Source organism: Streptomyces avidinii (assembly GCF_014650695.1).
Classification (GTDB): domain Bacteria; phylum Actinomycetota; class Actinomycetes; order Streptomycetales; family Streptomycetaceae; genus Streptomyces; species Streptomyces avidinii.
The window spans coordinates 822217-846344 of record NZ_BMVL01000001.1 but is presented as its reverse complement, the minus strand read 5'-3'; the positions used below and the strand labels follow the sequence as shown (position 1 = coordinate 846344).

Genomic DNA, 24128 nt, shown 5'->3' with positions numbered 1-24128 from the left:
GTCCGCCGATCGGAATGGACGCGCCGCCTCCGGCCCGGCGGCGGCAGAATGGCCCGTATGCCGAAGCCGATAGAGACGCCGAGCCGTGCCGAACTCATCGACCACCTGGTCCGCACGCGGATCGCGGGACAGGTCGCGACGCCGCGCGAGAACAACCTCTCCCACTACCGCAAGCTCGCCAACGGCGACCGGCACTACTGGCTCGGCCTGGAGCTGGGCGACCGCTGGACGGACGAGCAGGACGTGCTCGCGGTGATGGCGGAGCGGTGCGGGGTGGTCGACGACCCCGAGTTCCGCTACGGCCAGGACACCATCGACCCGGAGCTGACCGTGGCCGGCCTGGACCGGATGGCGGCGCGGCTGCGCAAGGCGGCGCTCGACCGGCAGAGCGTGCTGTTCGCCACCGGCCACCCGGGCGGCCTGCTGGACGTCCACCGGGCGACGGCGGCGGCCCTGCGCGCCGCGGGCTGCGAGATCGTGGTGATCCCGCGCGGGCTGACCGCCGACGAGGGCTCGGTGTGGCAGTTCGCCGACGTCGCGGTCCTGGAGCGGGGCGCGACCCTGTGGCACACCCACTCCCCGGAGCCGATGGCCGCGATCCTGGACGGCCTGATGGCCGAGAACCGCCCGCAGCCGGACCTGGTCGTCGCCGACCACGGCTGGGCGGGCTGCGCGGCCCAGCGCGGCCTGGACGCGGTGGGCTACGCCGACTGCAACGACCCGGCGCTCTTCATCGGCGAGGCCGAGGGCACCCTCCAGGTGACGATCCCCCTCGACGACCACGTCCGCGACCCGCGCTTCTACGACCCGATGGTGGCCTACCTGCTGGACGCGGCGGGCCTGCAGGGCGCCTAGGTCGTCCAGGCCGTTCCGGGGCGGGGTGTTCGGGCTCGCCCGGTCCGGTTGTCGGTGGCGGTGGCTACGGTCGCTGCATGTCGAAGTCGGCGAAGACGTACAACCCGCTGTCCGTACTGGTCGACGATCCCCAAGGGCGCTCCCTGGGGACCCGGTTGCCGCCGGGTGCGGTCATCGACACAGCGGGGCGGCGGCGGAGGTGGGGGAAGGCGGCCGAGCCGTTGGTGTGGGTGTCCGACGATGCCGTGGGGGTCGGGGCGCTCGCCGCGTACCGCAGCCCCGCGCTCGCCGCCGCCGGGCTGCAGGCCGTGCTGCTCCAGGGGCGGCGCGGGCTGGAACGGTGGTGGCAGGACCGGGAGTTCATGCCGGAGCGGATGTCCGACCCCGACGACCACCACGTCGAGCCGGTGCTGCGCGAGTTCTGGGGCCGCGTGGTCCCCGATCCGGAGGAGGGCGAGGAGGGCGAGGAGATCATCGCGCCCTTCGGCCGGGACTGGCCCGGGCTCGCGGAGTCCGGACCGGAGGCGATGGATCCGCAGGCCGCGGCCTGCGAGCTCGCGGACGAGCTGATCGAGAGCGGTTTCCTGCCGAGCCCGCGGCTCGCCCTGGTTCCCGCCGGCCGCCCGGCGGACGTACCCACCGCGGTGGGCTGGGGCGGTCCGACCAACTACGAGAACGACACCGCGCTCATCAGCACGGTCCTGCGCTCCTGGGAGGACCGCTTCGGCGCCCGCGTCGTCGCCCTCGGCTTCGACGAGCTCCACGTGTCCGTGGCGGCCCCGCCGCGTACGGTCGTCCGCGCCCTCCCCGTCGCGGCGGAGCACTTCGCCTTCTGCCCCGACAACATCTGGCAGGGCTCCGGCAGCATCCGCGCCTACGCCGACGAGGCGGTCACCGGCAGCGGCCACTGGGGCTTCTGGTGGGACTGAGGCCGGCCGGCGCCGCGCTCGCGGCGGGGTGGCCGGCGCTCACGCGCGCGGGACGCGAACGACACCCTCCTGGATGACCGTCACGGCCAGCCGGCCGTCCTGCGTCCAGATGCGGGCCTGGCCGAGGCCCCGGCCCGCGGCCGCCGAGGGCGACTCCTGGTCGTACAGCAGCCACTCGTCCGCGCGGAAGGGCCGGTGGAACCACATCGCGTGGTCCAGCGAGGCGCCGACCACGTCGCCCACCGCCCAGCCGCCCCGCCCGTGCGCGAGCAGCACCGAGTCCAGCAGGGTCATGTCGGAGACGTAGGTGGCCAGGCAGGTGTGCAGCAGCGGATCGTCGCCATCCAGCTTGCCGGCCGTACGGAACCACACCTGCGAGCGCGGTTCCACGGGCTCGCCGACGCTGCCCCAGGGCGGGATCGTCGCGTAGCGCAGGTCCACCGCCTCCCGCGTCTCGATCAGCCGCTCCACCGTGCCGGGGTCGCGGAAGATCTCGCGGTACGCGGGCAGCGACTCGGCCGCGGTGGGCAGGGACTCCGGGTCCGGGGCGGACGGCATCGCGACCTGGTGGTCGAGGCCGTCCTCGTACGTCTGGAACGACGCGGAGAGGTGGAAGATCGGCTGGCCGTGCTGGACGGCGACGACCCGGCGCGTGGTGAAGGAGCGCCCGTCGCGGATCCGGTCCACCGAGTAGACGATGGGCGCGGAGGTGTCCCCGGTGCGCAGGAAGTAGGAGTGCAGCGAGTGCGCGGTGCGGTCCGCGGGGACGGTCCGGCCGGCCGCGACCAGCGCCTGGGCCGCGACCTGACCGCCGAAGACGCGCGGCACCAGGGAAGGCCTGCTGGTGCCGCGGAAGATGTTCTCCTCGATCTGCTCGAGGTCGAGCAGATCGAGGAGCGACGTCAGTGCCTCGTTCATGGGTGAAGGCTAAGTGCCCGAACGTTCCTAGAGGCCCATGGACTTGGCGATGATGGACTTCATGACCTCGCTGGTGCCGCCGTAGATGCGGTTCACGCGGTTGTCGGCGTACAGGCGGGCGATCGGGTACTCGTTCATGTAGCCGTAACCGCCGTGCAGCTGAAGGCACTTGTCGATCACGCGGTGCGCGACCTCGGTGCAGAACAGCTTGGCGGAGGCGGCCTCGGCGGCGGTCAGCTCGCCGGCGTCCAGGGCCTCCAGGGCGCGGTCGGCGACGGCCTCGGCGGCGTCCACCTCGGCCTGGCAGGCGGCCAGCTCGAACTTGGTGTTCTGGAAGTGGGCGACCGGCTTGCCGAAGACGGTGCGCTCGGTCACGTACTGCTGGGCGAACCGGATGGCGGCCTTGGCCTGCGCGTAGGCGCCGAAGGCGATGCCCCAGCGCTCGGAGGGCAGGTTGGCGCCGAGGTAGTAGAAGCCCTTGTTCTCCTCGCCGAGCAGGTCCTCGACCGGGACCTTCACGTCGACGAAGGCCAGCTCGGCGGTGTCGGAGGTGCGCAGGCCCAGCTTGTCCAGCTTGCGGCCGATGGAGTAGCCCTCGGACTTGGTGTCCACGGCGAAGAGGGAGATGCCGAAGCGGCGGTCCTGCTCGCCGGGGGCGGAGGTGCGGGCGCAGACGATCACGCGGTCGGCGTGGACGCCACCGGTGATGAAGGTCTTGGAGCCGTTGAGGACGTAGTGCGTGCCGTCCTCGGAGAGCTTGGCGGTGGTCTTCATGCCCGCGACGTCGGAGCCGGTGCCCGGCTCGGTCATCGCGAGGGCCCACATCTCCTCGCCGGAGACGAACTTCGGCAGGAAGCGCTTCTTCTGCTCGTCGTCGGCCAGCATCTTGATGTAGGGGAGGGCGAGCAGCACGTGCACGCCGGAGCCGCCGAAGTTGACGCCCGCGCGGGAGGTCTCCTCGTAGAGGACGGCCTCGAACTTGTGGGTGTCCAGGCCCGCGCCACCGAACTCCTCGGGCACGTTGATGCCAAAGACGCCCAGCTCGCCGAGCTTGTAGTAGAAGTCGCGCGGCGCCTGGCCGGCCGCGAACCACTCGTCGTAGACCGGGACGACCTCGGCCTCGATGAAGGCGCGGATGGTCTCGCGGAATGCCTCGTGGTCCTCGTTGAAAACGGTACGGCGCACGGCCGGCTCCCTTCGGTCGCGGCGGTCCGCCGCCATGCCTAAGCGCTTGCTCAGTCTAAGTTACCGGCCAGTCAAACTGGCTGTCCAGAGCCGAGGCGCCATGGAAAGGGTGGGGTGGCTCACCCCGGCCCTCCGGTAGCGGTTCCGGCGGAGGTGCGGCGGGGGGTCGAGGGCGAGCCCGGCGCACCGCTGGACCTCGCGGAGATGGCAGAGCTGGTCCGGGCGCTGCCGCACGCGAACTGGCGGTCGGCCGCCGTCTCCTTCCTGAACCAGAAGCAGCGGCTCGCCGAGCGCCGGCGCGCGCTGGAGCGCGCGGGCTTCGCCGAGGTCCGCAATCTGCTCATGCCGAGGCTGGTGACCGTCGACACGGTGACGGAGCGCCACGCGCTGGCGGTCGCCCTCACCGAGGAGCTCGCGGCCGTCGTGGTGATCCAGGTGGGCGGCTCCCTCTCCGCGCCCGTCCCGCAGGCACAGTTCGACTCCTGGCAGGTGGACGGCTCCGAAATCTGGGCCGCCGCCCTGGCCAACCTCGACGCCGCACCGGTCTTGCTCCAGTACAACGACGACGAGAACCCGCTGGTGAACGTCGAGGCCGACGGCGGATGGACCTCCACCCACCTCCTGCACGCCGCCGATCTGATCGACCGCCCGGCGCCGCTCGGCATCCTCGCGATGGTCCCCTTCCACGGTCACCTGATGCTGTGGGCCGTGGAAGGGCCGGAGCTGCACACCTGCGTGATCGCCCACGACCCGCTCGTGCGGAAGATGTGGGAGGACGCACCGGAGGGGTACCGGCTCAGCTCGCGGCTGCTGTGGATCAGCGAGGACGGGATCGAGTCGGTCGGGGTCGATGCCGTGCCGCCCGGCAGCAAGGAGCCGGGTGTGATCACCGGATCCGCCCGCTTCCTGGAGATGCTCTCCTCCTTCCGGCCGCCGGACGACCATCCCGGCTGAGCGAGGCGGTTGTCCCGGCTGAGCGGGGCGGTTGTCCCGGCTCAGCGGGGCGGTGCTCGGCGACCCGCAGCGCGAACCACAGCTCCATCCGGACGTCCGGGTCGTCCAGGCTCCGGTCCAGCAGTTCGGCGGCGCGGGTGACGCGTTGCCGGACGGTGTTGCGGTGGACGCCGAGGGCGGCGGCCGTGCGGTCCCAGTTGCCGTGGTGGGCCAGCCAGCCGCGCAGGGTCTCCCTCAGGGCGGGGGAGAGCGGCCGCAGCAGGGCCTCGGCGTGCGCGCGGGCCTCGGCCTCGCCGACCAGGCCCGCGAGGCCCGGCTCGGTGTGGCGGGCCAGCGGGGTCCGGGCCGCCTCCGCACGCCCCAGGGCGCGCTCGGCCTGGGCGTCGGCCGTGACCAGGGCGGACGGCGCGGCCGGGGCGCTCACCCCCAGCCGCCAGCCGGGCTGAGGGGCGGGGTCCCGGTCGGTGAGCAGCCGTGCGGAGTCCTCGTGCGGGTCGAGCAGTACGGTGCCCAGCGCGGCCGCGAGGGCCTGTGGATCCCCGGCCCCGCGGGCGTGCACGGCGTACCAGGGCCCGGCCGTCAGGGCCGCGGCCGGATCCCCGTCGAGCAGCAGCCGGGTCAGGGCCGCGGCCTCCGCGCCGGCGGGCCGCTCGGCGGTGAGCAGGGTCAGCAGCACGGCGGCGATGGAGGCGATGGTGTGGTCGCCCGGGGTCCGGACCCCGGTGGCCAGGGCCAGCACCCGGCCCCCGCCCACGGCGTACGCGGCCAGGCTCGTGGCGCCGACGGCGTCGGTGGCGGTGGCGGCGGACCCCGGGGCCACGCGGCGGGCCAGGGTGTCCACTGCCTCGAGCGCGTCCGTACCGGGAGCGGTGCCGCCGGCGAGGGCGCCCCGGGCGGTTCCGGGGGCACCGGTCGTCCCGGCCACTCCCTCCGGAGTGAGCAGGGCGGCCCAGCCGCTCAGGCTCGCCGCCAGCCGCGACAGCACCGCCGGGACCGGGTCCGGGCGGGCGGCGGCCGCAGCCAGGGCCTGCTGGGCCTCGGCGACCCGGCGCAGTTCGCGCGTACGGGCCTCCGCCATCAGCCGCCCGACGGTACGGGCGACCGCGGTGAAGGGGGTACCCGGCGGGACCTCGACGAGCGGTAGGCCGTGCTGCTCGCACGCCTCGGCCAGGCCGGGCGGGACCACCTCGTGCACCGGGGTCACGCCGAAGCCGAGCGCGGCGGCCCCGGCGCGGGCGAGCCGGCCGACGTAGGCAGCCGCTCCGGCCTGCGTCAGCGCAGCCCCGGCCGTCAGCAGCAGCTCGCCGCCCAGCAGGTACGGGGACGGGTCCGCCATCTCGGAGGCGTGCACCCCGTGCACCTCCGCCGCCCGCGGCCCCGCGAGATGCCGCAGCCCGAGCGCCCGCTCACCGAGCAGCCCACCGAGCAGCACGGGCGGCGTCATCGGTTCCCCGGCGGGAGCTCCGGGCGCGGCTCCCGCCGGGGGCCCCGCAGGCCCCGCAGGCCCTTCCGCGGGGGCTGAGCCCGCCGTCGAGCCGATGCCGGGTTGCGGGTCGCCGGGAAGGGCAGGCATGGATACTCCGTACATATGAGCTGTGCCAGATGGATGAAACGTACACTCCCCACCTCCGGGCGGCGCGCTTACGCTCGAAGGACCGCACACGTCAGGCCAGAGAAAGAGGCACAGCCATGAGCACGCAGCCGCGCGGACCCGTCGATTCCTCCCGCATCCCGCGGTACGCGGGCCCGGCGACCTTCGCCCGCCTGCCCCGCCTCGACGAGGTCGGCTCCGCCGACGTCGCCGTCGTCGGCGTGCCCTTCGACTCCGGCGTGTCCTACCGCCCCGGCGCCCGCTTCGGCGGCAACGCGATCCGCGAGGCCTCCCGCCTGCTGCGCCCGTACAACCCGGCCCAGGACGCCTCCCCCTTCGCGCTCGCGCAGGTCGCCGACGCCGGTGACATCGCCGTGAACCCCTTCAACATCAACGAGGCCGTCGAGACGGTCGAGGCCGCCGCCGACGAGCTGCTCGGCGCCGGCTCCCGCCTGATGACCCTGGGCGGCGACCACACCATCGCCCTCCCGCTGCTCCGCTCGGTCGCGAAGAAGCACGGCCCGGTCGCGCTCCTCCACTTCGACGCCCACCTGGACACCTGGGACACGTACTTCGGCGCCGAGTACACCCACGGCACCCCGTTCCGCCGCGCGGTGGAGGAAGGCATCCTCGACACCGAGGCGCTCTCCCACGTCGGTACCCGCGGCCCGCTGTACGGCAAGCAGGACCTGGACGACGACGCCAAGATGGGCTTCGGCATCGTCACCTCGGCCGACGTCTACCGCCGCGGCGCCGACGAGGTCGCCGACCAGCTGCGCCAGCGCATCGGCGACCGCCCGCTGTACATCTCCATCGACATCGACGTGCTCGACCCGGCGCACGCGCCCGGCACCGGCACCCCGGAGGCGGGCGGCATGACCTCCCGCGAGCTGCTGGAGATCATCCGCGGCCTGTCCTCCTGCAACCTCGTTTCCGCCGATGTCGTCGAGGTCGCCCCGGCGTACGATCACGCCGAGATCACCTCGGTCGCGGCCTCGCACACCGCGTACGAGCTGACCACGATCATGTCGCGACAGATCGCGCAGGCGAAGGGCAAGTAAGCGAAGTGACGCACGACCACGACCTGGTACTCCGTCCCACCGAAGCCCAGAAGGCGGCCGCGCTCGCGCCGCCTCCGGGCCGGACGGGCGGGGACCTGGTCGTGGAAACGCTCCGCGGCCTCGGCGCGACCACCGTCTTCGGTCTGCCGGGGCAGCACGCGCTCGCCCTCTTCGACGCGGTCGGCCGCTCCGACCTGCGCCTCGTGGGACTGCGTACGGAGAACAACGCGGGCTTCGCGGCCGACGCCTACGGCCGGATGACGGGCGAGGCGGTGCCGCTGCTGCTCTCCACCGGCCCGGGCGCACTGATGGCGCTGCCGGCCCTGGCGGAGGCGGCGGCCGCCTCTGCGCCGGTCCTCGCGATCTCCTCGCAGGTCCCGGTGGCGGGCCTGGGCGGCGGGCGGCGCGGGCACCTGCACGAGCTGCGGGACCAGTCGGCCTCCTTCCGGGACGTGGTGAAGTCCGTCCACTCGGTCCGCACGCCCTCCCAGATCCCCTCCGTGATCGCCGAGGCGTGGGAGTCGGCACTGAGCGCCCCGCACGGCCCGGTGTTCGTCGAGATCCCGGCGGACGTGCTGCAGGCCGAGACCGTCATCCCGCAGGTCACGGGTGTGGACGCGACCCCGCACGAGCTCGCGCCGCGGCCCGAGCTCACGGCGCTCGCCGCCCACTGGCTGGAGAACGCCACCCGACCCGTGATCATCGCGGGCGGCGGGGTGGTCCGCTCGGACGCGGCGGGCAAGCTGAAGCAGCTGGCCGAGCGGCTGAACGCGCCCGTCGTCACCACCTTCGGCGGCAAGGGCGCCTTCCCCTGGGCCCACCCGCTCTCCCTCCAGTCCTGGCTGGAGGACCGCCACATGACGGACTTCCTGGAGGACGCGGACGTCCTGCTGGTCGTCGGCTCGGGCCTCGGCGAGCTCTCGTCGAACTACCACACGTTCTTCCCGACGGGCCGGGTCGTCCAGATCGAGGCGGACCTCGGCAAGCTGGAGTCGAACCACGCGGGCCTCGGCATCCACGCGGACGCCCGCCTGGCGCTGCAGGCCCTGCTGGAGACGGTGTCCGAGCGCGCGGACCCGACCGCCCCGGAGCGCGTCCGCCTGGTCCTCGCGGACATCGCGGCCCGCCTCGCCGGCCAGGACCTGGCGCAGGAGCAGCAGCTCCTCACCTCGATCCGCACCGCTCTGCCCGCCCGCTCCCCGTCCTTCTGGGACATGACGGTCCTGTCCTACTGGGCCTGGTCCGCCTTCGACCCGAAGCACCCCAACACCATGCACTCGGCCCAGGGCGCGGGCGGCCTCGGCTACGCCTTCCCGGCGGCCCTCGGCGCGTGCGTCGCGGAACCGGACACGCCGGTCCTGGCGGTCTCCGGCGACGGCGGCGCGATGTACTCCGTCGCGGAGCTGGCCACGGCCCGGCAGCACGACCTCGACGTCACCTGGCTGATCGTGGACGACGGCGGCTACGGCATCCTGCGCGAGTACGGCTGCACGACCGGTACGCAGCTGGCCGGCCCGGACTTCGTGGCCCTGGCGGAGTCCTTCGGCGTCCCGGCCTCCACCACCGCACCGGAGTCGCTGACCGCCGACCTCAGGAAGGCGCTGGCCACCCCGGGGCCCTCGGTCCTGGTCCTGCCGGCCACCCTGAGGATGTTCGCCCCGACGCACCTGTGAGAGGCGACCGTCACGAGCCGGCGGCCTGCTCCTCGGCCTCCTCGTAGGGGTGGAACAGCAGGCTGATCACGGCCACCCCGACGGCTGTCGCCAGCCGGGTCCACGGGTTGTCGGTCACCAGTCCCACGACCTTCGCCGCGAGCAGGGCGATGAAGAAGGCGGTGACGAAGGGGACGACGGCGCGGGCGGTCCGCTGCACGAAGCTGTGGCTGGTCGGCTGCTGCTCGTGAGTGCTCATGGCCCTGGATCCCTTCGGTCCCGCCGCCGAGGTAGGCGGTCGGCATCGGCTGTGCTTCCAGCATCGGCAGCGGGGCCCGCCGGGCCCAGATCCGGAAAGTCGGGACTTGACAGGGGCCGGCACCGCCCACTCGCGCCCCGCCGCCTCCCTGCCGCGCCCGCGCTTCCCTGCTCGCCCCTCCCCGCCTCCCCGCCTCCCCGCCTGCCCCCGCCTCCCCGCCCCGGTCGGACGCGGCCCGCGCGCCGCCGCCGTACGGCAGTGCGATTGTTGCGGCGGGATGAAATCCGCCGGTCGGAGCGTTGGCGCTTCCGGCAGGTCAGGACGAACGGGGAGGCCTCACGTGGCGGCGGCAGAGACAGCGGCGGGGGAAAAACAGGGCTGGGGCAGGCGGCTGGCGGCCTACACCTGGCGGTACAGGACCAATGTGCTGCTCGCGCTCGGCTCCTCCCTGGCCGGCATGGCCGTCATGTCGGTCGTCCCGCTGGTCACCAAGGTGATCATCGATGACGTGATCGGGGACGGGACCAGGTCCATGGCGCCCTGGGCCGGCATGCTCATAGCCGCGGCCCTGCTCGTGTACGTGCTGACCTACATACGCAGGTACTACGGCGGGCGGCTCGCCCTCGACGTGCAGCACGACCTGCGCACCGACATGTACACCACGATCGCCCGCCTCGACGGGCGGCGGCAGGACGAGCTGAACACCGGTCAGGTCATCGGCCGCGCCACCAGTGACCTCCAGCTGATCCAGGGCCTGCTCTTCATGCTGCCCATGACGATCGGGAACTTCCTGCTCTTCGGGATGTCCCTCGGGATCATGCTCTGGCTCTCGCCGCTGCTGACCCTCGTCGCCCTGCTCATGGCACCCGCCCTGTGGTTCATAGCCAAGCGCAGCCGCAAGAAGCTCTTCCCCGCCACCTGGTGGGCCCAGGGCCAGGCCGCCGCCGTCGCGACCGTCGTCGACGGCGCCGTCACCGGCGTCCGCGTCGTCAAGGGCTTCGGCCAGGAGGAGCAGGAGACCGGCAAGCTCCGCGAGGCGGGCCGCCGGCTGTTCGCCGGGCGGATGCGGACCATCCGGCTCAACTCGCGCTACACGCCCGCCCTCCAGGCCGTGCCCGCGCTCGCCCAGGTCGCCATGCTGGCCCTCGGCGGCTGGATGGCCACCAACGGCCAGGTCACCCTCGGCACCTTCGTCGCCTTCTCCACCTACCTCGCCCAGCTCGTCGGACCCGTCCGCATGCTCGCCATGGTCCTCACCGTCGGCCAGCAGGCCCGGGCCGGTGCGGAGCGCGTGTTCGAGCTCATCGACACCGAGCCCGAGATCCGCGAAGGCACCCACGAACTGCCCGCCGACGCGCCCGCCACCGTCGAGTTCGACGACGTCCGCTTCGGCTACGACCCCGAGCGGCCCGTCCTCGACGGGTTCTCGCTCAGCGTGGCGGAGGGGGAGACCGTCGCCGTCGTCGGGTCCTCCGGCAGCGGCAAGTCCACGGTCGCGCTCCTGCTGCCCCGGTTCTACGACGCCGACGGCGGCGCGGTCCGCGTCGGCGGCCACGACGTCCGCGAGCTGACCTACGACTCCCTGCGCGGCGCGATAGGCCTCGTCCCCGAGGACTCCTTCCTCTTCTCCGACACCATCCGCGCGAACATCGCCTACGGGCACCCCGGCGCCACCGAGGAGCAGATCGAGGCCGCCGCCCGCGCCGCCCAGGCCGACGGGTTCGTCCGGGCGCTGCCCGCCGGGTACGACACCAAGGTCGGCGAGCAGGGGCTCACCCTCTCCGGCGGCCAGCGCCAGCGCATCGCCCTGGCCCGGGCCATCCTCACCGACCCCAGGCTGCTGCTCCTCGACGATGCCACCTCCGCCGTGGACGCCCGCGTCGAGCACGAGATCCACGAGGCCCTGCGCTCCGTCATGGCCGGCCGGACCACCCTGCTGATCGCACACCGCCGCTCCACGCTCGCGCTGGCCGACCGGATCGCCGTACTCGACCGCGGACGGCTCGCCGACATCGGGACGCACGAGCAGCTGGAGGGCCGCTCGGCGCTCTACCGCAGGCTGCTCACCGACCCCGAGGCGCTCGGCGCCGGCTCCCCGCGCACCCCGGACACCCGCGTGATGACCGAGTTCGAGCGCGAGCTCGACCGTGACCTCGAACGCGGCATCGAGCTCGAGGCCGAGATCGACTCCGAGCCCGTCAACGCCAAGCGCAGGGTCGCCGGCGGGGTCACCCCCGAGCTCTGGCGCCGCCAGGACGACGCCGAGGGTGCCGCCGCCCTGCCCGGCGCCGCTCCCGCCGCCGGGAGCGGCGCGCCGGGACCCGGGCCGTCCATGGCCGGGGCCGTCGCCGGTATGCCCGCCACCCCCGAACTGCTCGCACAGGTGGCCGCGCTGCCGCCCGCAGACGACCTGCCCGAGGTGGACGAGACCCGCGCCGCGGCTGCCGAGGAGAGCTACGGCCTGCGCCGCCTGCTCCGCGGGTTCTGGGCGCCGCTCGCCATCAGCCTCGGCCTCGTCGCCGCGGACGCGGGAGCCGGACTGCTGCTGCCGATCCTGATCCGGCACGGGATCGACCAGGGCGTGGAACAGGCCGTGCTCGGCGCCGTCTGGGTGGCCGCCGGGCTCGCCCTCGCGGTCGTCGTCGCGCAGTGGGCCGCGCAGTTCGCCGAGACCCGGATGACGGGCCGTACCGGCGAGCGCGTGCTGTACGCCCTCCGCGTCAAGATCTTCGCCCAGCTCCAGCGCCTCGGCCTCGACTACTACGAGCGCGAGCTGACCGGCAAGATCATGACCCGGATGACCACCGACGTGGACTCGCTGAGCTCGTTCCTGCAGACCGGTCTGGTCACCGCCGTGGTCTCCGTGTTCACCTTCTTCGGCATCCTGGTCGCCCTGCTCGTCCTGGACGTCGAGCTCGCGCTGATCGTCTTCGCGACCCTTCCGGTCCTGGTCGTCGCCACCTTCGTGTTCCGCCGCAGGTCCGTCGCGGCCTACGAGCTCGCCCGCGACCGGGTCAGCCTGGTCAACGCCGACCTCCAGGAGTCCGTCTCGGGTCTGCGCATCGTCCAGGCCTTCCGCCGCGAGGGCTCCGGCGCCAAGCGGTTCGCCGAGCGCAGCCACTCGTACCGCGAGGCCCGGGTCCGCGGCCAGTGGCTGATATCCGTCTACTTCCCCTTCGTGCAGCTGCTGTCCTCGGGCGCCGCGGCCGCCGTGCTGATCGTCGGCGCGGGCCGGGTGGAGGCCGGGACGCTCACCACCGGCGCGCTCGTCGCGTACCTGCTCTACATCGACCTGTTCTTCGCGCCCGTCCAGCAGCTCTCCCAGGTATTCGACGGCTACCAGCAGGCCACGGTGGCCCTCGGCCGCATCCAGGGGCTGCTGCGCGAGCCGACCACCACCCCGCTGCCCGAGCGGCCGCACGCACCGCAGCAGCCGGTCGGCGAGATCGCCTTCGAGAACGTCCGCTTCCAGTACGGGACGGCCGAGGAGCGGGGCGAGAAGGGGGAGGCGCTGGCCGGCATCGACCTGCGGATACCCGCCGGGCAGACCGTCGCCTTCGTCGGCGAGACCGGAGCAGGCAAGTCCACGCTGGTCAAGATGGTGGCCCGGTTCTACGACCCGACCTCCGGCCGGGTCACCGCCGACGGCGCCGACCTGCGGGAGCTGGAGCTCACGGCGTACCGCCACCGTCTGGGGGTCGTCCCCCAGGAGGCCTACCTCTTCCCGGGGACGGTCCGCGACGCCATCGCCTACGGGCGCCCGGGCGCGAGCGACGCCGAGGTGGAGGCAGCCGCCCGCGCGGTCGGCGCCCACGACATGATCGCCACCCTCGACGGCGGCTATCTGCACACCGTCGCCGAGCGCGGCCGCAACCTCTCCGCGGGCCAGCGCCAGTTGATCGCCCTGGCCCGGGCCGAGCTCGTCGACCCGGACGTGCTGCTGCTCGACGAGGCCACCGCCGCCCTCGACCTGGCCACCGAGGCCCAGGTCAACCAGGCGACGGACCGGCTCGTGGGCAAGCGCACCACCCTGGTGGTCGCGCACCGGCTGACCACCGCGGCCCGCGCCGACCGGGTCGTGGTCATGGACCGCGGCCGGGTCGTGGAGGACGGCACCCACGCCGAACTGCTGGCGCGCGGCGGCCGGTACGCAGAGCTGTGGCGCACCTTCATCGGCGAGGACGAGCGCGCCGCGGCCTGAGCCGCCCGCGCCGCCCGAGCGCACGCTCGCCCGTCGCAGGACGCCCCGGGATCAGAACTCGCCGAAGAGCAGGTTCCCCGGGGCGTCCTCGTCGGTGCCGGTGTAGTACTCGCGTACCGCGTCGAGGAGTTCGTCGACCGTCAGCGAGCCGTCCCCGTCCGCGTCGATGCGCCGGAAGAGCGCTTCAGTGTCGGCCGGGCTCAGCTGCGTGTCGAAGGCCTCCTGCGCCCGGTGGAACTCCTGCGGGCTGATGCGCCCGTCTCCGTCCGTGTCGACGATCGTGAGGATCGCCCGCATCATCGGGCGGAACGACCGGTCGTAGGCGGGTCCGCCCTGCCCGTACAGGCGGGTCATGCCCAGCTTGTACTCCTCGGGCGTGACCTTGCCGTCCCGGTCGATGTCCAGCTCGGTGAACAGGTCCTGCCAGAAGTCGGCCAGCCCGCCCATCACCAGGTCCGCCTTGGGCGAGGCGGCCGGCTCCGCGAGGGCCGTCAGCAGCCGGGAGCCGAGCGCGATGATGTCGTCGGCGTCGATCACGCCGCTCCCGTCCGCGTCCAGGTGAGTGAAGGCGCGCTCCAGCTTGCGGTCGAGCAGGTCGTTCGTCATCTCATGGCCTTTCACGGCTGAGGCGTGGGTACGGGTACGCGTACGGGTATCGGTACGGCGACGAGGAGCGGAGGTCCCGTCACCTAGCGTAATCGCCGCTCCGGGGGTGAACTCCCGCTGTCCCGCCGGGAGGTGGCGGATGCACTCGTACGAGGGAGGGGTACCGGTACCGGCGGTCGGGTCCTTGCGCGCGGCAACCTTCCGGCGGGCTCGGGCGTCGTACGTGCGTGCGTGCACCGTACGCACGACCGATCGGGGGACAGGGTGCTGCAGGGGCGAAGGAGACGTGGCCGTCGGGCCGCTTCCCCGGTGGTTTTCGTGGCGGCGCTGTGGCTCTGCGCGGGCGGGCTGCTCGCGCCGCCGGCGGCGCGGGCCGCGACCGAGGGCTGTGCGGGCCGGCTGGCCGGGACGGTGCCCTTCGAGGAGGGCGAGGTGCGCGTCTACAAGAGCCGCAACCAGGCCTGCGCGATGACCGTGGCCAGGGAGTTCGGCGAGCGCCGGCGGATGGCGGTGAGCATCCAGCCGCGCGGTGGCGCCCCGGTGCGCGAGGCGGGGGGATTCACCCGATATGCCGGGCCCGTCACGGTCGGCGCGATCAGCCGCTGCGTGTATGTAAAGGGGAGCGTGGGGTCCGGATCTGTTGATTCCGGCTGGATCCTGTGCTGAGGGACAGGCCCAACTAGGTCTGGTCAGTGGCGTGTTGACCCGGCTAGGTTCACGGCGACCGAAGTGAACTCAAGGGGAGGGTGAATGCGCAAGACGCTCGGATGGCTGCTGTCGCTCGTGGTGCTCATCGGCACCATGGGCGCGGCCGGCTCCACGGCGCAAGCGGCCACAGCCGCGGAGCCCGCGGCCGCCACGGACATCAAGGACCAGATCCTCGGCATTCCCGGGATGAGCCTGATCGAGGAGAAGCCGTACCCCGGCTACCGCTTCTTCGTATTGAACTACGAGCAGCCGGTGGACCATCGGCAGCCGTGGAAGGGCACCTTCAAGCAGCGCCTGACCCTGTTGCACAAGGACGTCTCGCGGCCGTCGGTGTTCTTCACCTCCGGCTACAACGTCAACACCAGCCCGCGCCGCAGTGAGCCGACGGCCATCGTCGACGGCAACCAGGTGTCCCTGGAGTATCGATTCTTCACGCCGTCCCGGCCCGACCCGGCGAACTGGTCGAACCTGGACATCTGGCAGGCCGCGAGTGACCAGCACCGCCTCTTCACCGCGCTGAAGAAGATCTACAGGAAGAACTGGCTGTCCACGGGCGCCAGCAAGGGCGGTATGACGGCGACGTACTACGAGCGCTTCTACCCCCGCGACATGGACGGTGTCGTCGCGTACGTCGCGCCCAACGACGTCGTCAACGACGAGGACTCGGCCTACGACCGCTTCTTCGCCAAGGTCGGCACCAAGGAGTGCCGCGACAGGCTGAACGCGGTGCAGCGCGAGGCGCTCGTGCGCCGCGAGCCGCTGGAGGCCAAGTACGCCGTCGCCGCCGCCGAGAACGGCTGGACCTTCACCACCGTCGGCAACCTCGACAAGGCCTACGAGGCGGTCGTGCTCGACTACGTGTGGGCCTTCTGGCAGTACAGCCTGCTCGCCGACTGCGCCTCGATCCCGGCCGCCGCCACCGCGAGCGACCAGCAGATCTGGGACACGATCGACGCGATCTCCGGCTTCTCGGCCTACTCCGACCAGGGCCTCGAGACGTACACGCCGTACTACTACCAGGCGGGTACGCAGCTCGGTTCCCCCGACATCAAGCAGCCGCACCTCAAGGGCCTGAGCCGCTACGGCTACCAGCCGCCGCGCAACTTCGTGCCCCGAGACATCCCCATGACCTTCCAGCCGGGGGCGATGGCGGACGTCGACAAGTGGGTGCGCAACAACGCCCATCAGATGCTCTTCGTGTACGGGCAGAACGACCCGTGGGGCGCGGAGCCGTTCCGCCTCGGCTACGGGGTGCGCGACAGCTACGTCATGATCGCGCCGGGCGCCAACCACGGGGCGAACGTGGCCAAGCTGATGGACGGCGAGAAGGCCCTCGCCACCGCGAAGATCCTGCAGTGGGCCGGGGTGGCCCCGGCCGCCGCGCTCGCCGACGCGGGCCGGGCGGCGCCGCTGGCCGCACCGGACGCGCAGCTCGACCAGGTCGACCCGGAGCGCGAGCCGCAGCTGCGGCCGTAAACGGGAAGCGGGACGCGCGGCCGCGGACGGGCGCCGAGGAGTTCAGAGCGTCAGTCCGTGGCCCAGCGGGTAGCGGCCCGGGACCGGGACGGGGAGGCGGCCGGCGGGCCGCAGCGCCCCGGTGAGCACCCGGGCCGCCGCCCGCATCTCCACATCCGTCCAGGAGTACGTGGCCAGCTCCGCCGCACAGGCCGGCAGCCGGGCCGGGTCGTAGGGGTTGCGGACCGCCAGCGTGATGACCGCAACCCCGGACGCGATCAGGTCCGCCACCAGCGTGCGCTGCGGACTCTCGCCCTCCGGGACGTTGTACGTGCACACGAGCACCGCCGCGTGACCGGCCGCGGCGGCCGCGGCCCGGGCGGGCGGCACCGCCGTGGCCCGACAGCCCAGGGCGGTCAGCTCCCGGGCCAGTACGACCGTAGGGGGGCCGGTGGTACCGGTGGGGGAGACCGGGTCCGTCCCGGTGACCAGCAGCCGTGGTCCGGCCGTCGCATCGAAGGGCACCAGCCCGCGCGGATTCGCCAGCAGGGTCGTCGTGGCGGCCGCGATCGTGTCGGCGGCGTCGAGGTGCTCCTGGACGCCCACGACGGATTCGACCTCCCGCCCCGTGGTGTAGGCCTCGTCGAAGAGGCCCCGGCGGGACTTCAGTTCCAGGATCCGCAGCACCGATTCCTCGACGCGCGCCTGGGTCAGCTCGCCCGATTCGACGGCCGCCCGCACGCTGCGGTGCGCGAGCCCCAGGTCCGGCGGGTTCAGCAGCTGGTCGCAGCCCGCCAGCAGAGCCAGTACGGGCACGCGGTCGTCCCCGTACTTCTGGCGGACCCCGGCCATGTCGAGGGCATCGGTGATCACCACCCCCTGGAATCCGAGGCGTTCGCGCAGCAGGCCGGTGACGATCGGCCGGGAGAGGGTCGCCGGGTCCCCCGAGGGATCGAGCGCGGGGAAGACGATGTGCGCCGTCATGATGGCGTCCACGCCCGCCTCCACCGCGGCCCGGAAGGGCGGCTCGTCCAGCTCCTCCCAGACGGCCCGGCTGTGCCGCATCACCGGCAGGCCGACATGGCTGTCGGTCTCGGTGTCCCCGTGGCCCGGGAAGTGCTTGGCGGTGGCGGCCACCCCGGCGCCCTGGTAGCCGCGGACCTGGGCCGCGACCAGCTCCGCCACGGCCTGCGGGTCGGAGCCGAAGGACCGGACGCCGATCACCGGATTGGCCGGGTTGACGTTGACGTCGGCCACCGGCGCGTAGTCCTGCCGGATGCCCATGGCGGCCAGCTCGGCACCCGCGATGCGCGCGGCCCGCCGGGCGTGCACGGTGGACCCGGCCGCCCCGAGCGCCATCGCCCCCGGGAGCAGGGTCGCGGGCCGGCCGATCCGGGCGACGGCGCCGTGCTCCTGGTCGGTGGAGAGCAGCAGGGGGATCCGGGCGCCGGTGGTGAGGGCGCTCTGCTGGAGGCCGACCGAGAGCGCGGCGATCTGCTGCGGGGCCCGGGTGTTGTGGGCCCAGGCGAAGTAGATGATCCCGCCGAGGTGGTAGCGGGAGACCAGCTCGGCGGCGGTGCGCACGCCGAAGGCCGCCAGGTTCTGCTCGGCGTCCGCCGGGTCGGGATCGGTCGCCGAATGCCCGTACGCCCGGGAGACGAAGAGCTGCCCGATCTTCTCGTCGAGGCTCATCCGGTCCACGAGGGCGCGCAGTCGGGCCCGGCCGGGGCGACGGCCCGGCGCGCTGCCCGGGGGCCGCGAGTCGTCGGGGGCGGGGTGGGGGCCGACGGCTGCGGAAGCGGCCCCGGCGGCCGTGACGGCGACCATGGCGGCTGCGGCGAGCAGGTTCCGGCGCGAGGCGTGGTACGGCACGCGCCGGACCCTACTGCCGGGGTACGCCCGGGGAGTGACGGACACTCGGTAGGTCCCTCGTATGACACTTACGGACTGCATCCTCGGACGGTCGGCCCGCAGCCGGGCCTCCTCCTCGGCCTGCATCTCCGGACGGCACCCGCTACCGGTGGGACGCCCAGTGCTCCTGCAGAGTCCGTACGGCCTCGGTGATCGCGGGCCGCCGGGCCGCCCCGGTCCGCCACAGGGCGTACAACCGGCGTACGGGCCCCGGCTCCAGCGGTACCGCGACCGCCCCCGGCGGCAGCGCGCCCGTGCCCAGCCGGGGTACGACGGCCACCCCGAGTCCGGCCGCGACCAGGGCGACGATGGTGTGGTTCTCCTCCGCGACGTGCGCGACGTCCGGCTCGAACCCGGCGGTGCGCAGGGTGCGCACCAGCCAGTCGTGGCAGACCCGGCCGGGCGGCTGGCAGACCCAGCGCTCGCCGCCCAGGTCCGAGCGCCGGATGACCCGGCGCGTGGTGAACGGATGCCCGGCCGGGACCACGAGGTCGCAGAGGTCGTCCCCGATCACCGCCTGTTCGATGCCCTCGGGTGCGGGCAGCGGGGCGATGTCCCAGTCGTGCGCCACCGCCAGATCGGTGACCCCGCGGGCCACCAGTTCCACGGACAGGTGCGGGTCCACCTCCGTGAGACGGACGTCCAGAGCGGGATACCGGCGGGCCAGATCGGCGAGTACCTCCGGCAGCAGGCCGCGCGCCGCCGAGGCGAAGGCGGCCACCGTCAGCAGCCCGCCGGGCTGCCCGCGCCGCTCCTCCAAAGTGGTCTCGGCGCGCTCCACGATCGCCAGCAACTCCTGCGCGGTGTCGGCCAGATGGTGGGCCTCCTCGGTGAGGGCGACCCCGCGGCCGCGCCGCTCCAGCAGGGTGGTGCGGGTCTCCCGTTCCAACTTGGAGATCTGCTGCGAGACGGCCGAGGGGGTGTAGCCGAGGGCGGCCGCGGCGGCGGCGACCGAGCCGTGGACGGAGACGGCGTGCAGGGCGCGCAGCCGGGCGAGATCGAGCATGTCTCCATCGTGGCACCGCCCACATCCGTAAGCAACGCTTCATCCGACCCGGAAGACATCCGCGCTGGTGCTACACGGTCGGACGGTCGATGCTCGGTGCATGCGTCCCGTACACACCGCACTCGCCGTGCTCGTCGCCGCCGTGTGGGGCTTCAACTTCGTCGTCATCGAGATCGGCCTCGACCACTTCCCGCCCCTGCTGCTGTCCGCCCTGCGCTTCCTCGTCGCCGCCCTGCCCGCCGTGTTCTTCGTCGGGCGGCCCAAGGTCGCCTGGAAGTGGATCGCGGGGGTCGGGATCGCCCTCGGCGTCGCCAAGTTCGGCCTGCTCTTCACCGGCATGGACGCGGGGATGCCGGCCGGGCTGTCCTCCCTCGTCCTGCAGATCCAGGCCGTCTTCACCGCCGTCCTCGCCGCCGTCGTGCTGCGCGAGCGACCGGGCCGGGTACGGGTGCTCGGCATGGCCGTGGCGCTGGCCGGGATCGCGGTCGCCGCGGTGGACGGGGGCACCTCCGGTCCGGTGCTCGGCTTCACCCTGGTCGTGGCGGCCGCCGCCTGCTGGGGCGTGTCCAACGTCCTGACCCGCAGGGCCGCCCCGCCCGACGCCCTGAACTTCATGGTGTGGGTGTGCACGGTGCCCGTGCTGCCGCTGATCGCGCTCTCGCTGCTGCTGGAGGGGCCGGAGCGGGACCTGGCCGCGCTGCGCGCCCTCGACTGGTCCGGGGTGGCCGTCATCGGCTACGTCGCCTGGGTGTCCACCGTCTTCGGCTTCGCCGCCTGGAGCTACCTGCTGCGCCGCTACCCGGCCTCCTCGGTGGCCCCGTTCTCCCTGCTCGTCCCGGTGTTCGGGATGTCCTCCGCGGCGCTGGTGCTCGGGGAGTCCGTCTCCGGGCTGCGCTGGCTGGCGGCTGTCCTGCTGGTGGGCGGGGTGGCACTGACCTCGCTGGCCCCCGCGCGCGCCGTGAACCGTACGGGGGTCGGTTCGGGCGTCAGCGCGGGGAGCCCTCCTGCAACGGCAGCCGCCAGTCCTGTCCCGTCAGGCTCACTCCGTACGAGCGGTGCGGCCGCTCCGCGATCAGGGTGAACCCGGCCCGCAGGTAGAGCTCGCGGGCCTCGGTCAGCACGTCGTTGGTCCACAGCACCAGCTCGCGGTAGCCGACCGAACGGGCGAAGGCGACGACGGTGTCGACCAGCAGGGTGCCGACGCCGCGGCCGCGGCCCTGCGGGTCGACGAGGAGCAGTCGCAGCCGGGCGGTGCCGGGCGGGCCCTCCTCCCGTACGCACATCACCGAGCCGACGGGCAGGCCGTCCAGCTCCGCGATCCACACCCGTTCGAGGTAGGGGTCGTGGTCCTGGGCGAAGTCCGCGACGATCCGGGCCACCAGGCCCTCGAAGTCGCTGTTCCAGCCGTACTCGGCGGCGTACAGCGCGCCGTGGCGCTGCACGATCCACCCCAGGTCCCCCGGTTCCGGGTCGCGGAGCCGCACGCTCTCAGCCATGGGTCAACTCTAGGGGGGCGGGCTCGGGGTGGGGCACCCGGAGGGGTTACTTCTTGCCGCCGCCGAGGATCTGGCCCAGCAGGTCGGCGAGGCCGCCGCCCGGGGCGGGGGAGGTGCGGGGAGCCGCGCCGGGGGCCGTGCCCGCCGCACCCGCGGTCGTGCCCGCCGCTCCGGCGCCCGGTGCCTTGCCGGCGGCGCGCTTGGCGAGGACCGCCAGCACCACCGGGATCAGCATCTCGATGACCCGGCTGACGGTGGCCGCGGGGATGCCGGTCTTCTTCGAGACGGCGCCGGCCACGGGCTTGCTCACCTTGGCCAGTACCCCCGCCATCATTCCGCCGCCGAGCAGGCCGCCCAGGCCCCCGAGCGTGGCCACGCCCTGCAGCGGCGGTTCGGCCACCTCGGCGAGGGCCTCGCGCACCTCCTCGCCGTCGGCGTCGTCGCCGGCGGCCTTCTGCCGGAGGTCTCCCGCCATGGTGCCGACGGTCTCGGAGACGGCCTCCTTGGCGCCGGCGGTGTCCGTACCGAGCAGGCCGGCGATCTCGGTCAGCTTGTCGTCGCCGAGTTCGCCCAGCACCTCGTCCTGGAATGAAGATTCACTCATGCCGGAAACGCTACTTCTGTGCCGATTCACCGGCACCTTGAGTAGGCATTGGGTAACGGAAACGTAAAGCTGTGATTCCGGATGCAACCGTTCAGGCGCATCGCGGGTCGTATGTTGCGTCGGTGCTTCCGGGGAGGGATCTGGGGGGATCGGGAAGTCCGACACGGGAGGGGTAACCGTGAGGGGGTCCGGCCGAAAGGCGGGACCCCCTTTGCGCTGCCCCCCGTCCTGCCCCGCCGAGTTGTCCCGTCGCGGTGTCCCGTCGCGTTGTCCACAGGCCTGACGCACTGTCGGCGCCGCCCGGTAGTTTCGGGGCATGGCAGCAGCAGACGGGGCGCCGCGGGCGGTCCACATGGCGGTGGTCGACGGCGTCCTCGAACGCATCACCTACGCCAACGAGGAGAGCGGGTACACGGTCGCCCGCGTGGACACCGGCCGCGGCAGCGGCGACCTGCTCACGGTGGTCGGCTCGCTGCTGGGCGCACAGCCCGGCGAGTCCCTGCGCATGGAGGGCCGCTGGGGCTCCCACCCGCAGTACGGCAAGCAGTTCACGGTGGAGAACTACCGGACCGTCCTTCCGGCGACGATCCAGGGCATCCGCCGCTACCTCGGATCCGGCCTGATCAAGGGCATCGGCCCGAAGATCGCCGAGCGGATCGTGGACCACTTCGGCACCGACACCCTCGACGTCATCGAGGGCGAGCCGAAGCGGCTGATCGAGGTGCCCGGGCTGGGCCCCAAGCGGACGAAGCTGATCGGCGCCGCCTGGGAGGAGCAGAAGGCCATCAAGGAGGTCATGGTCTTCCTCCAGGGGGTCGGCGTCTCCACCTCCATCGCCGTGCGCATCTACAAGAAGTACGCCGACGCCTCCATCTCCGTGGTGAAGAACCAGCCCTACCGGCTCGCCGCCGACGTCTGGGGCATCGGCTTCCTCACCGCCGACCGCATCGCCCAGGCCGTCGGCATCCCGCACGACAGCCCCGAACGGGTCAAAGCCGGCCTCCAGTACGCCCTGTCCCAGTCCACCGACCAGGGGCACTGCTTCCTCCCCGAGGACCGGCTCATCGCCGGCGGGGTCAAGCTGCTCCAGGTGGACACGGGGCTGGTGATCGACTGCCTGGCCGAGCTCGCGGCCGATCCGGAAGGGGTCGTACGGGAGCCCGTACCGGATCCGCAGGGCGGGCCGGATCCGCTGACCGCGGTGTACCTGGTGCCCTTCCACCGGGCCGAGCTGTCGCTGGTGGGGCAGGTGCGCCGGCTGCTGCACGCCGAGGACGACCGGATGCCCGGCTTCCGGGACGTGGACTGGGAGAAGGCCCTGGGCTGGCTCGCCGGGCGGACGGGGGCCACGCTCGCGCCCGAGCAGCGCGACGCGGTCAAGCTGGCGCTGACCCGCCGGGTCGCCGTTCTCACGGGCGGGCCGGGCTGCGGGAAGTCCTTCACCGTGCGCTCGATCGTCGAGCTGGCCCGGGCGAAGAAGGCCAAGGTGGTGCTGGCCGCGCCCACCGGCCGGGCGGCGAAGCGGCTGGCCGAGCTCACCGGGGCCGAGGCCTCCACGGTGCACCGGCTGCTGGAGCTCAAACCGGGCGGGGACGCGGCGTACGACCGCGAGCGCCCCCTGGACGCGGACCTGGTCGTGGTCGACGAGGCCTCGATGCTCGACCTCCTGCTGGCCAACAAGCTGGTCAAGGCGGTGGCGCCGGGGGCGCACCTGCTGCTGGTCGGCGATGTGGACCAGCTGCCGTCGGTCGGTGCCGGGGAGGTGCTGCGGGACCTGCTGGCCGAGGGCGGCCCGGTGCCCGCGGTGCGGCTGACCCGGATCTTCCGGCAGGCCCAGCAGTCGGGGGTGGTCACCAACGCCCACCGGATCAACACCGGGTTGCCGCCGATCACGGACGGCCTGCCGGACTTCTTCCTCTTCCCGGAGGAGGACACCGAGGCGGCCGGAGTGCTGGCCGTGGACGTGGCGGCCCGACGGATTCCGGCCAGGTTCGGGCTCGACCCGCGGCGGGACGTCCAGGTGCTCGCGCCGATGCACCGCGGCCCGGCCGGCGCCGGAAACCTCAACGGGCTGCTCCAGCAGGCGATGACGCCGGCCCGGCCGGACCTGCCGGAGAAGCGGTTCGGCGGCCGGGTCTTCCGGGTGGGAGACAAGGTGACCCAGATCCGGAACAACTACGAGAAGGGCGCCAACGGCGTCTTCAACGGCACGGTCGGCGTGGTCATCGGCCTGGACGTGGACGAACAGCGCCTGACAGTGAGGACGGAGGAGGACGAGGAGATCGTGTACGAGTTCGGTGAGCTCGACGAGCTGGCCCACGCGTACGCCGTCACCATTCACCGTTCACAGGGGAGTGAATATCCGGCGGTGGTGATCCCTGTCACGACCGGAGCCTGGATGATGCTCCAGCGCAACCTGCTCTACACGGCGGTGACCAGGGCGAAGAAACTGGTCGTCCTCGTCGGGTCCCGCAAGGCGCTCGGGCAGGCGGTGCGTACCGTTTCCGCAGGCAGGAGGTACACGGCGGTCGCTGCCAGGCTGTCCGGCCGGATACCGGTGGGAAACATCACCTAAATGATCGATCATTTGGGGTTCCCGCACCGGTGCGGAGGGGGCAGGATGAGCAGCTTGACGGCACTCAGTGCCGTCGAAAGCACCAAACGCCGACCCCGAGTGCACTCTCCTGCGCCAAATGGGGGAAGGTAGAGGCAGTCAGGGCACCTCGAAGAAGAGGCA

18 protein-coding genes and 1 pseudogene are annotated in these 24128 nt (G+C 72.9%); 10 read left to right on the top strand and 9 right to left on the bottom strand.

Going from position 1 to position 24128, the window contains the following annotated elements; translation table 11 throughout:
• The first annotated feature begins 48 nt into the window (after positions 1–48).
• Positions 49–855, top strand: coding sequence for a phosphatase (locus IE257_RS03870; protein WP_189964557.1), 807 nt, complete (start codon positions 49–51; stop codon positions 853–855).
• Between the two features lie 77 nt (positions 856–932).
• Positions 933–1784: a DUF4253 domain-containing protein gene (locus IE257_RS03865; RefSeq protein WP_189964555.1), complete on the top strand. Its 852-nt coding sequence runs from the start codon at positions 933–935 to the stop codon at positions 1782–1784.
• A gap of 39 nt (positions 1785–1823) precedes the next feature.
• On the opposite strand, the gene tesB is transcribed toward IE257_RS03865, so the two are convergent.
• Both tesB and IE257_RS03855 read right to left on the bottom strand, forming a co-directional pair.
• Entirely contained in the window at positions 1824–2702 is an 879-nt protein-coding gene (gene tesB / locus IE257_RS03860) for an acyl-CoA thioesterase II (RefSeq protein ID WP_189964553.1), read from the bottom strand.
• 27 nt (positions 2703–2729) lie between these two features.
• Complete coding sequence (locus IE257_RS03855) at positions 2730–3887, bottom strand: acyl-CoA dehydrogenase family protein (RefSeq protein ID WP_189964551.1); 1158 nt, start codon at positions 3885–3887, stop codon at positions 2730–2732.
• 114 nt (positions 3888–4001) lie between these two features.
• Here IE257_RS03855 and IE257_RS03850 point away from each other — a divergent pair, with 114 nt between their 5' ends.
• Positions 4002–4841 (top strand): hypothetical protein, encoded by an 840-nt coding sequence (locus IE257_RS03850; RefSeq protein WP_189964549.1) that lies wholly within the window; start codon positions 4002–4004, stop codon positions 4839–4841.
• Here IE257_RS03850 and IE257_RS03845 read toward each other — a convergent pair.
• Positions 4774–6285 (bottom strand): helix-turn-helix domain-containing protein, encoded by a 1512-nt coding sequence (locus IE257_RS03845; RefSeq protein WP_229920085.1) that lies wholly within the window; start codon positions 6283–6285, stop codon positions 4774–4776. The genes IE257_RS03850 and IE257_RS03845 overlap by 68 nt on opposite strands.
• A gap of 245 nt (positions 6286–6530) precedes the next feature.
• Here IE257_RS03845 and speB point away from each other — a divergent pair, with 245 nt between their 5' ends.
• Together speB and IE257_RS03835 are read left to right on the top strand one after the other, a co-directional pair.
• Positions 6531–7493, top strand: coding sequence for an agmatinase (gene speB, locus IE257_RS03840; RefSeq protein ID WP_030013156.1), 963 nt, complete (start codon positions 6531–6533; stop codon positions 7491–7493).
• Positions 7494–7498: 5 nt separating this feature from the next.
• A complete protein-coding gene (locus tag IE257_RS03835; RefSeq protein WP_189964545.1) occupies positions 7499–9166 on the top strand; it encodes a thiamine pyrophosphate-binding protein in 1668 nt (555 codons plus the stop codon).
• A gap of 10 nt (positions 9167–9176) precedes the next feature.
• Here the strand turns inward: IE257_RS03835 and IE257_RS03830 are convergent, their stop codons facing one another.
• On the bottom strand, positions 9177–9404 hold the full coding sequence (locus IE257_RS03830; RefSeq protein WP_189964543.1) for a hypothetical protein: 228 nt from the start codon (positions 9402–9404) through the stop codon (positions 9177–9179).
• Positions 9405–9744: 340 nt separating this feature from the next.
• On the opposite strand from IE257_RS03830, the gene IE257_RS03825 reads away from it, so the two are divergent.
• On the top strand, positions 9745–13605 hold the full coding sequence (locus IE257_RS03825; protein ID WP_189964541.1) for an ABC transporter ATP-binding protein: 3861 nt from the start codon (positions 9745–9747) through the stop codon (positions 13603–13605).
• A gap of 51 nt (positions 13606–13656) precedes the next feature.
• Here IE257_RS03825 and IE257_RS03820 read toward each other — a convergent pair whose 3' ends face one another.
• Positions 13657–14211 (bottom strand): EF-hand domain-containing protein, encoded by a 555-nt coding sequence (locus IE257_RS03820; RefSeq protein ID WP_189964539.1) that lies wholly within the window; start codon positions 14209–14211, stop codon positions 13657–13659.
• Between the two features lie 309 nt (positions 14212–14520).
• Here IE257_RS03820 and IE257_RS03815 point away from each other — a divergent pair, with 309 nt between their 5' ends.
• Complete coding sequence (locus tag IE257_RS03815; protein WP_229920084.1) at positions 14521–14877, top strand: hypothetical protein; 357 nt, start codon at positions 14521–14523, stop codon at positions 14875–14877.
• An 84-nt stretch (positions 14878–14961) separates the two neighbouring features.
• Positions 14962–16395: a serine protease gene (locus tag IE257_RS03810; protein ID WP_189964535.1), complete on the top strand. Its 1434-nt coding sequence runs from the start codon at positions 14962–14964 to the stop codon at positions 16393–16395.
• 42 nt (positions 16396–16437) lie between these two features.
• Here the strand turns inward: IE257_RS03810 and IE257_RS03805 are convergent, their stop codons facing one another.
• Together IE257_RS03805 and IE257_RS03800 are read right to left on the bottom strand one after the other, a co-directional pair.
• Positions 16438–18201 carry a glycoside hydrolase family 3 protein gene (locus IE257_RS03805; protein WP_189964804.1) on the bottom strand — a complete coding sequence of 588 codons (1764 nt, stop codon included), beginning with the start codon at positions 18199–18201 and terminating at the stop codon, positions 16438–16440.
• Between the two features lie 187 nt (positions 18202–18388).
• The gene (locus tag IE257_RS03800; protein ID WP_189964533.1) at positions 18389–19291 is read right to left on the bottom strand and encodes a LysR family transcriptional regulator; all 903 of its coding nucleotides are present in this window, start codon (positions 19289–19291) and stop codon (positions 18389–18391) included.
• Between the two features lie 100 nt (positions 19292–19391).
• On the opposite strand from IE257_RS03800, the gene IE257_RS03795 reads away from it, so the two are divergent.
• Entirely contained in the window at positions 19392–20372 is a 981-nt protein-coding gene (locus IE257_RS03795) for an EamA family transporter (RefSeq protein WP_189964531.1), read from the top strand.
• On the opposite strand, the pseudogene IE257_RS03790 reads toward IE257_RS03795, so the two are convergent.
• Positions 20278–20790, bottom strand: a pseudogene (locus tag IE257_RS03790) (GNAT family N-acetyltransferase); the annotation flags it as partial. The gene IE257_RS03795 and the pseudogene IE257_RS03790 sit on opposite strands and share 95 nt — an antisense overlap.
• A 43-nt stretch (positions 20791–20833) precedes the next feature.
• A complete protein-coding gene (locus tag IE257_RS03785; protein WP_189964527.1) occupies positions 20834–21391 on the bottom strand; it encodes a DUF937 domain-containing protein in 558 nt (185 codons plus the stop codon).
• A 316-nt stretch (positions 21392–21707) separates the two neighbouring features.
• On the opposite strand from IE257_RS03785, the gene recD2 reads away from it, so the two are divergent.
• Positions 21708–23966 carry an SF1B family DNA helicase RecD2 gene (gene recD2, locus IE257_RS03780; RefSeq protein WP_189964526.1) on the top strand — a complete coding sequence of 753 codons (2259 nt, stop codon included), beginning with the start codon at positions 21708–21710 and terminating at the stop codon, positions 23964–23966.
• The last annotated feature ends 162 nt before the right edge of the window (positions 23967–24128 follow it).

Bases quoted from the DNA above. Each gene is read 5' to 3' on its own strand.
- IE257_RS03800 (WP_189964533.1), bottom strand. From the start codon at position 19,291: ATGCTCGATCTCGCCCGGCTGCGCGCCCTGCACGCCGTCTCCGTCCAC.
- IE257_RS03870 (WP_189964557.1), top strand. From the start codon at position 49: ATGGCCCGTATGCCGAAGCCGATAGAGACGCCGAGCCGTGCCGAACTC.
- IE257_RS03845 (WP_229920085.1), bottom strand. From the start codon at position 6,285: ATGACGCCGCCCGTGCTGCTCGGTGGGCTGCTCGGTGAGCGGGCGCTC.
- IE257_RS03820 (WP_189964539.1), bottom strand. From the start codon at position 14,211: ATGACGAACGACCTGCTCGACCGCAAGCTGGAGCGCGCCTTCACTCAC.
- IE257_RS03785 (WP_189964527.1), bottom strand. From the start codon at position 21,391: ATGAGTGAATCTTCATTCCAGGACGAGGTGCTGGGCGAACTCGGCGAC.
- IE257_RS03805 (WP_189964804.1), bottom strand. From the start codon at position 18,201: ATGGTCGCCGTCACGGCCGCCGGGGCCGCTTCCGCAGCCGTCGGCCCC.
- recD2 (WP_189964526.1), top strand. From the start codon at position 21,708: ATGGCAGCAGCAGACGGGGCGCCGCGGGCGGTCCACATGGCGGTGGTC.
- speB (WP_030013156.1), top strand. From the start codon at position 6,531: ATGAGCACGCAGCCGCGCGGACCCGTCGATTCCTCCCGCATCCCGCGG.
- IE257_RS03865 (WP_189964555.1), top strand. From the start codon at position 933: ATGTCGAAGTCGGCGAAGACGTACAACCCGCTGTCCGTACTGGTCGAC.
- IE257_RS03795 (WP_189964531.1), top strand. From the start codon at position 19,392: ATGCGTCCCGTACACACCGCACTCGCCGTGCTCGTCGCCGCCGTGTGG.
- tesB (WP_189964553.1), bottom strand. From the start codon at position 2,702: ATGAACGAGGCACTGACGTCGCTCCTCGATCTGCTCGACCTCGAGCAG.
- IE257_RS03830 (WP_189964543.1), bottom strand. From the start codon at position 9,404: ATGAGCACTCACGAGCAGCAGCCGACCAGCCACAGCTTCGTGCAGCGG.
- IE257_RS03810 (WP_189964535.1), top strand. From the start codon at position 14,962: ATGCGCAAGACGCTCGGATGGCTGCTGTCGCTCGTGGTGCTCATCGGC.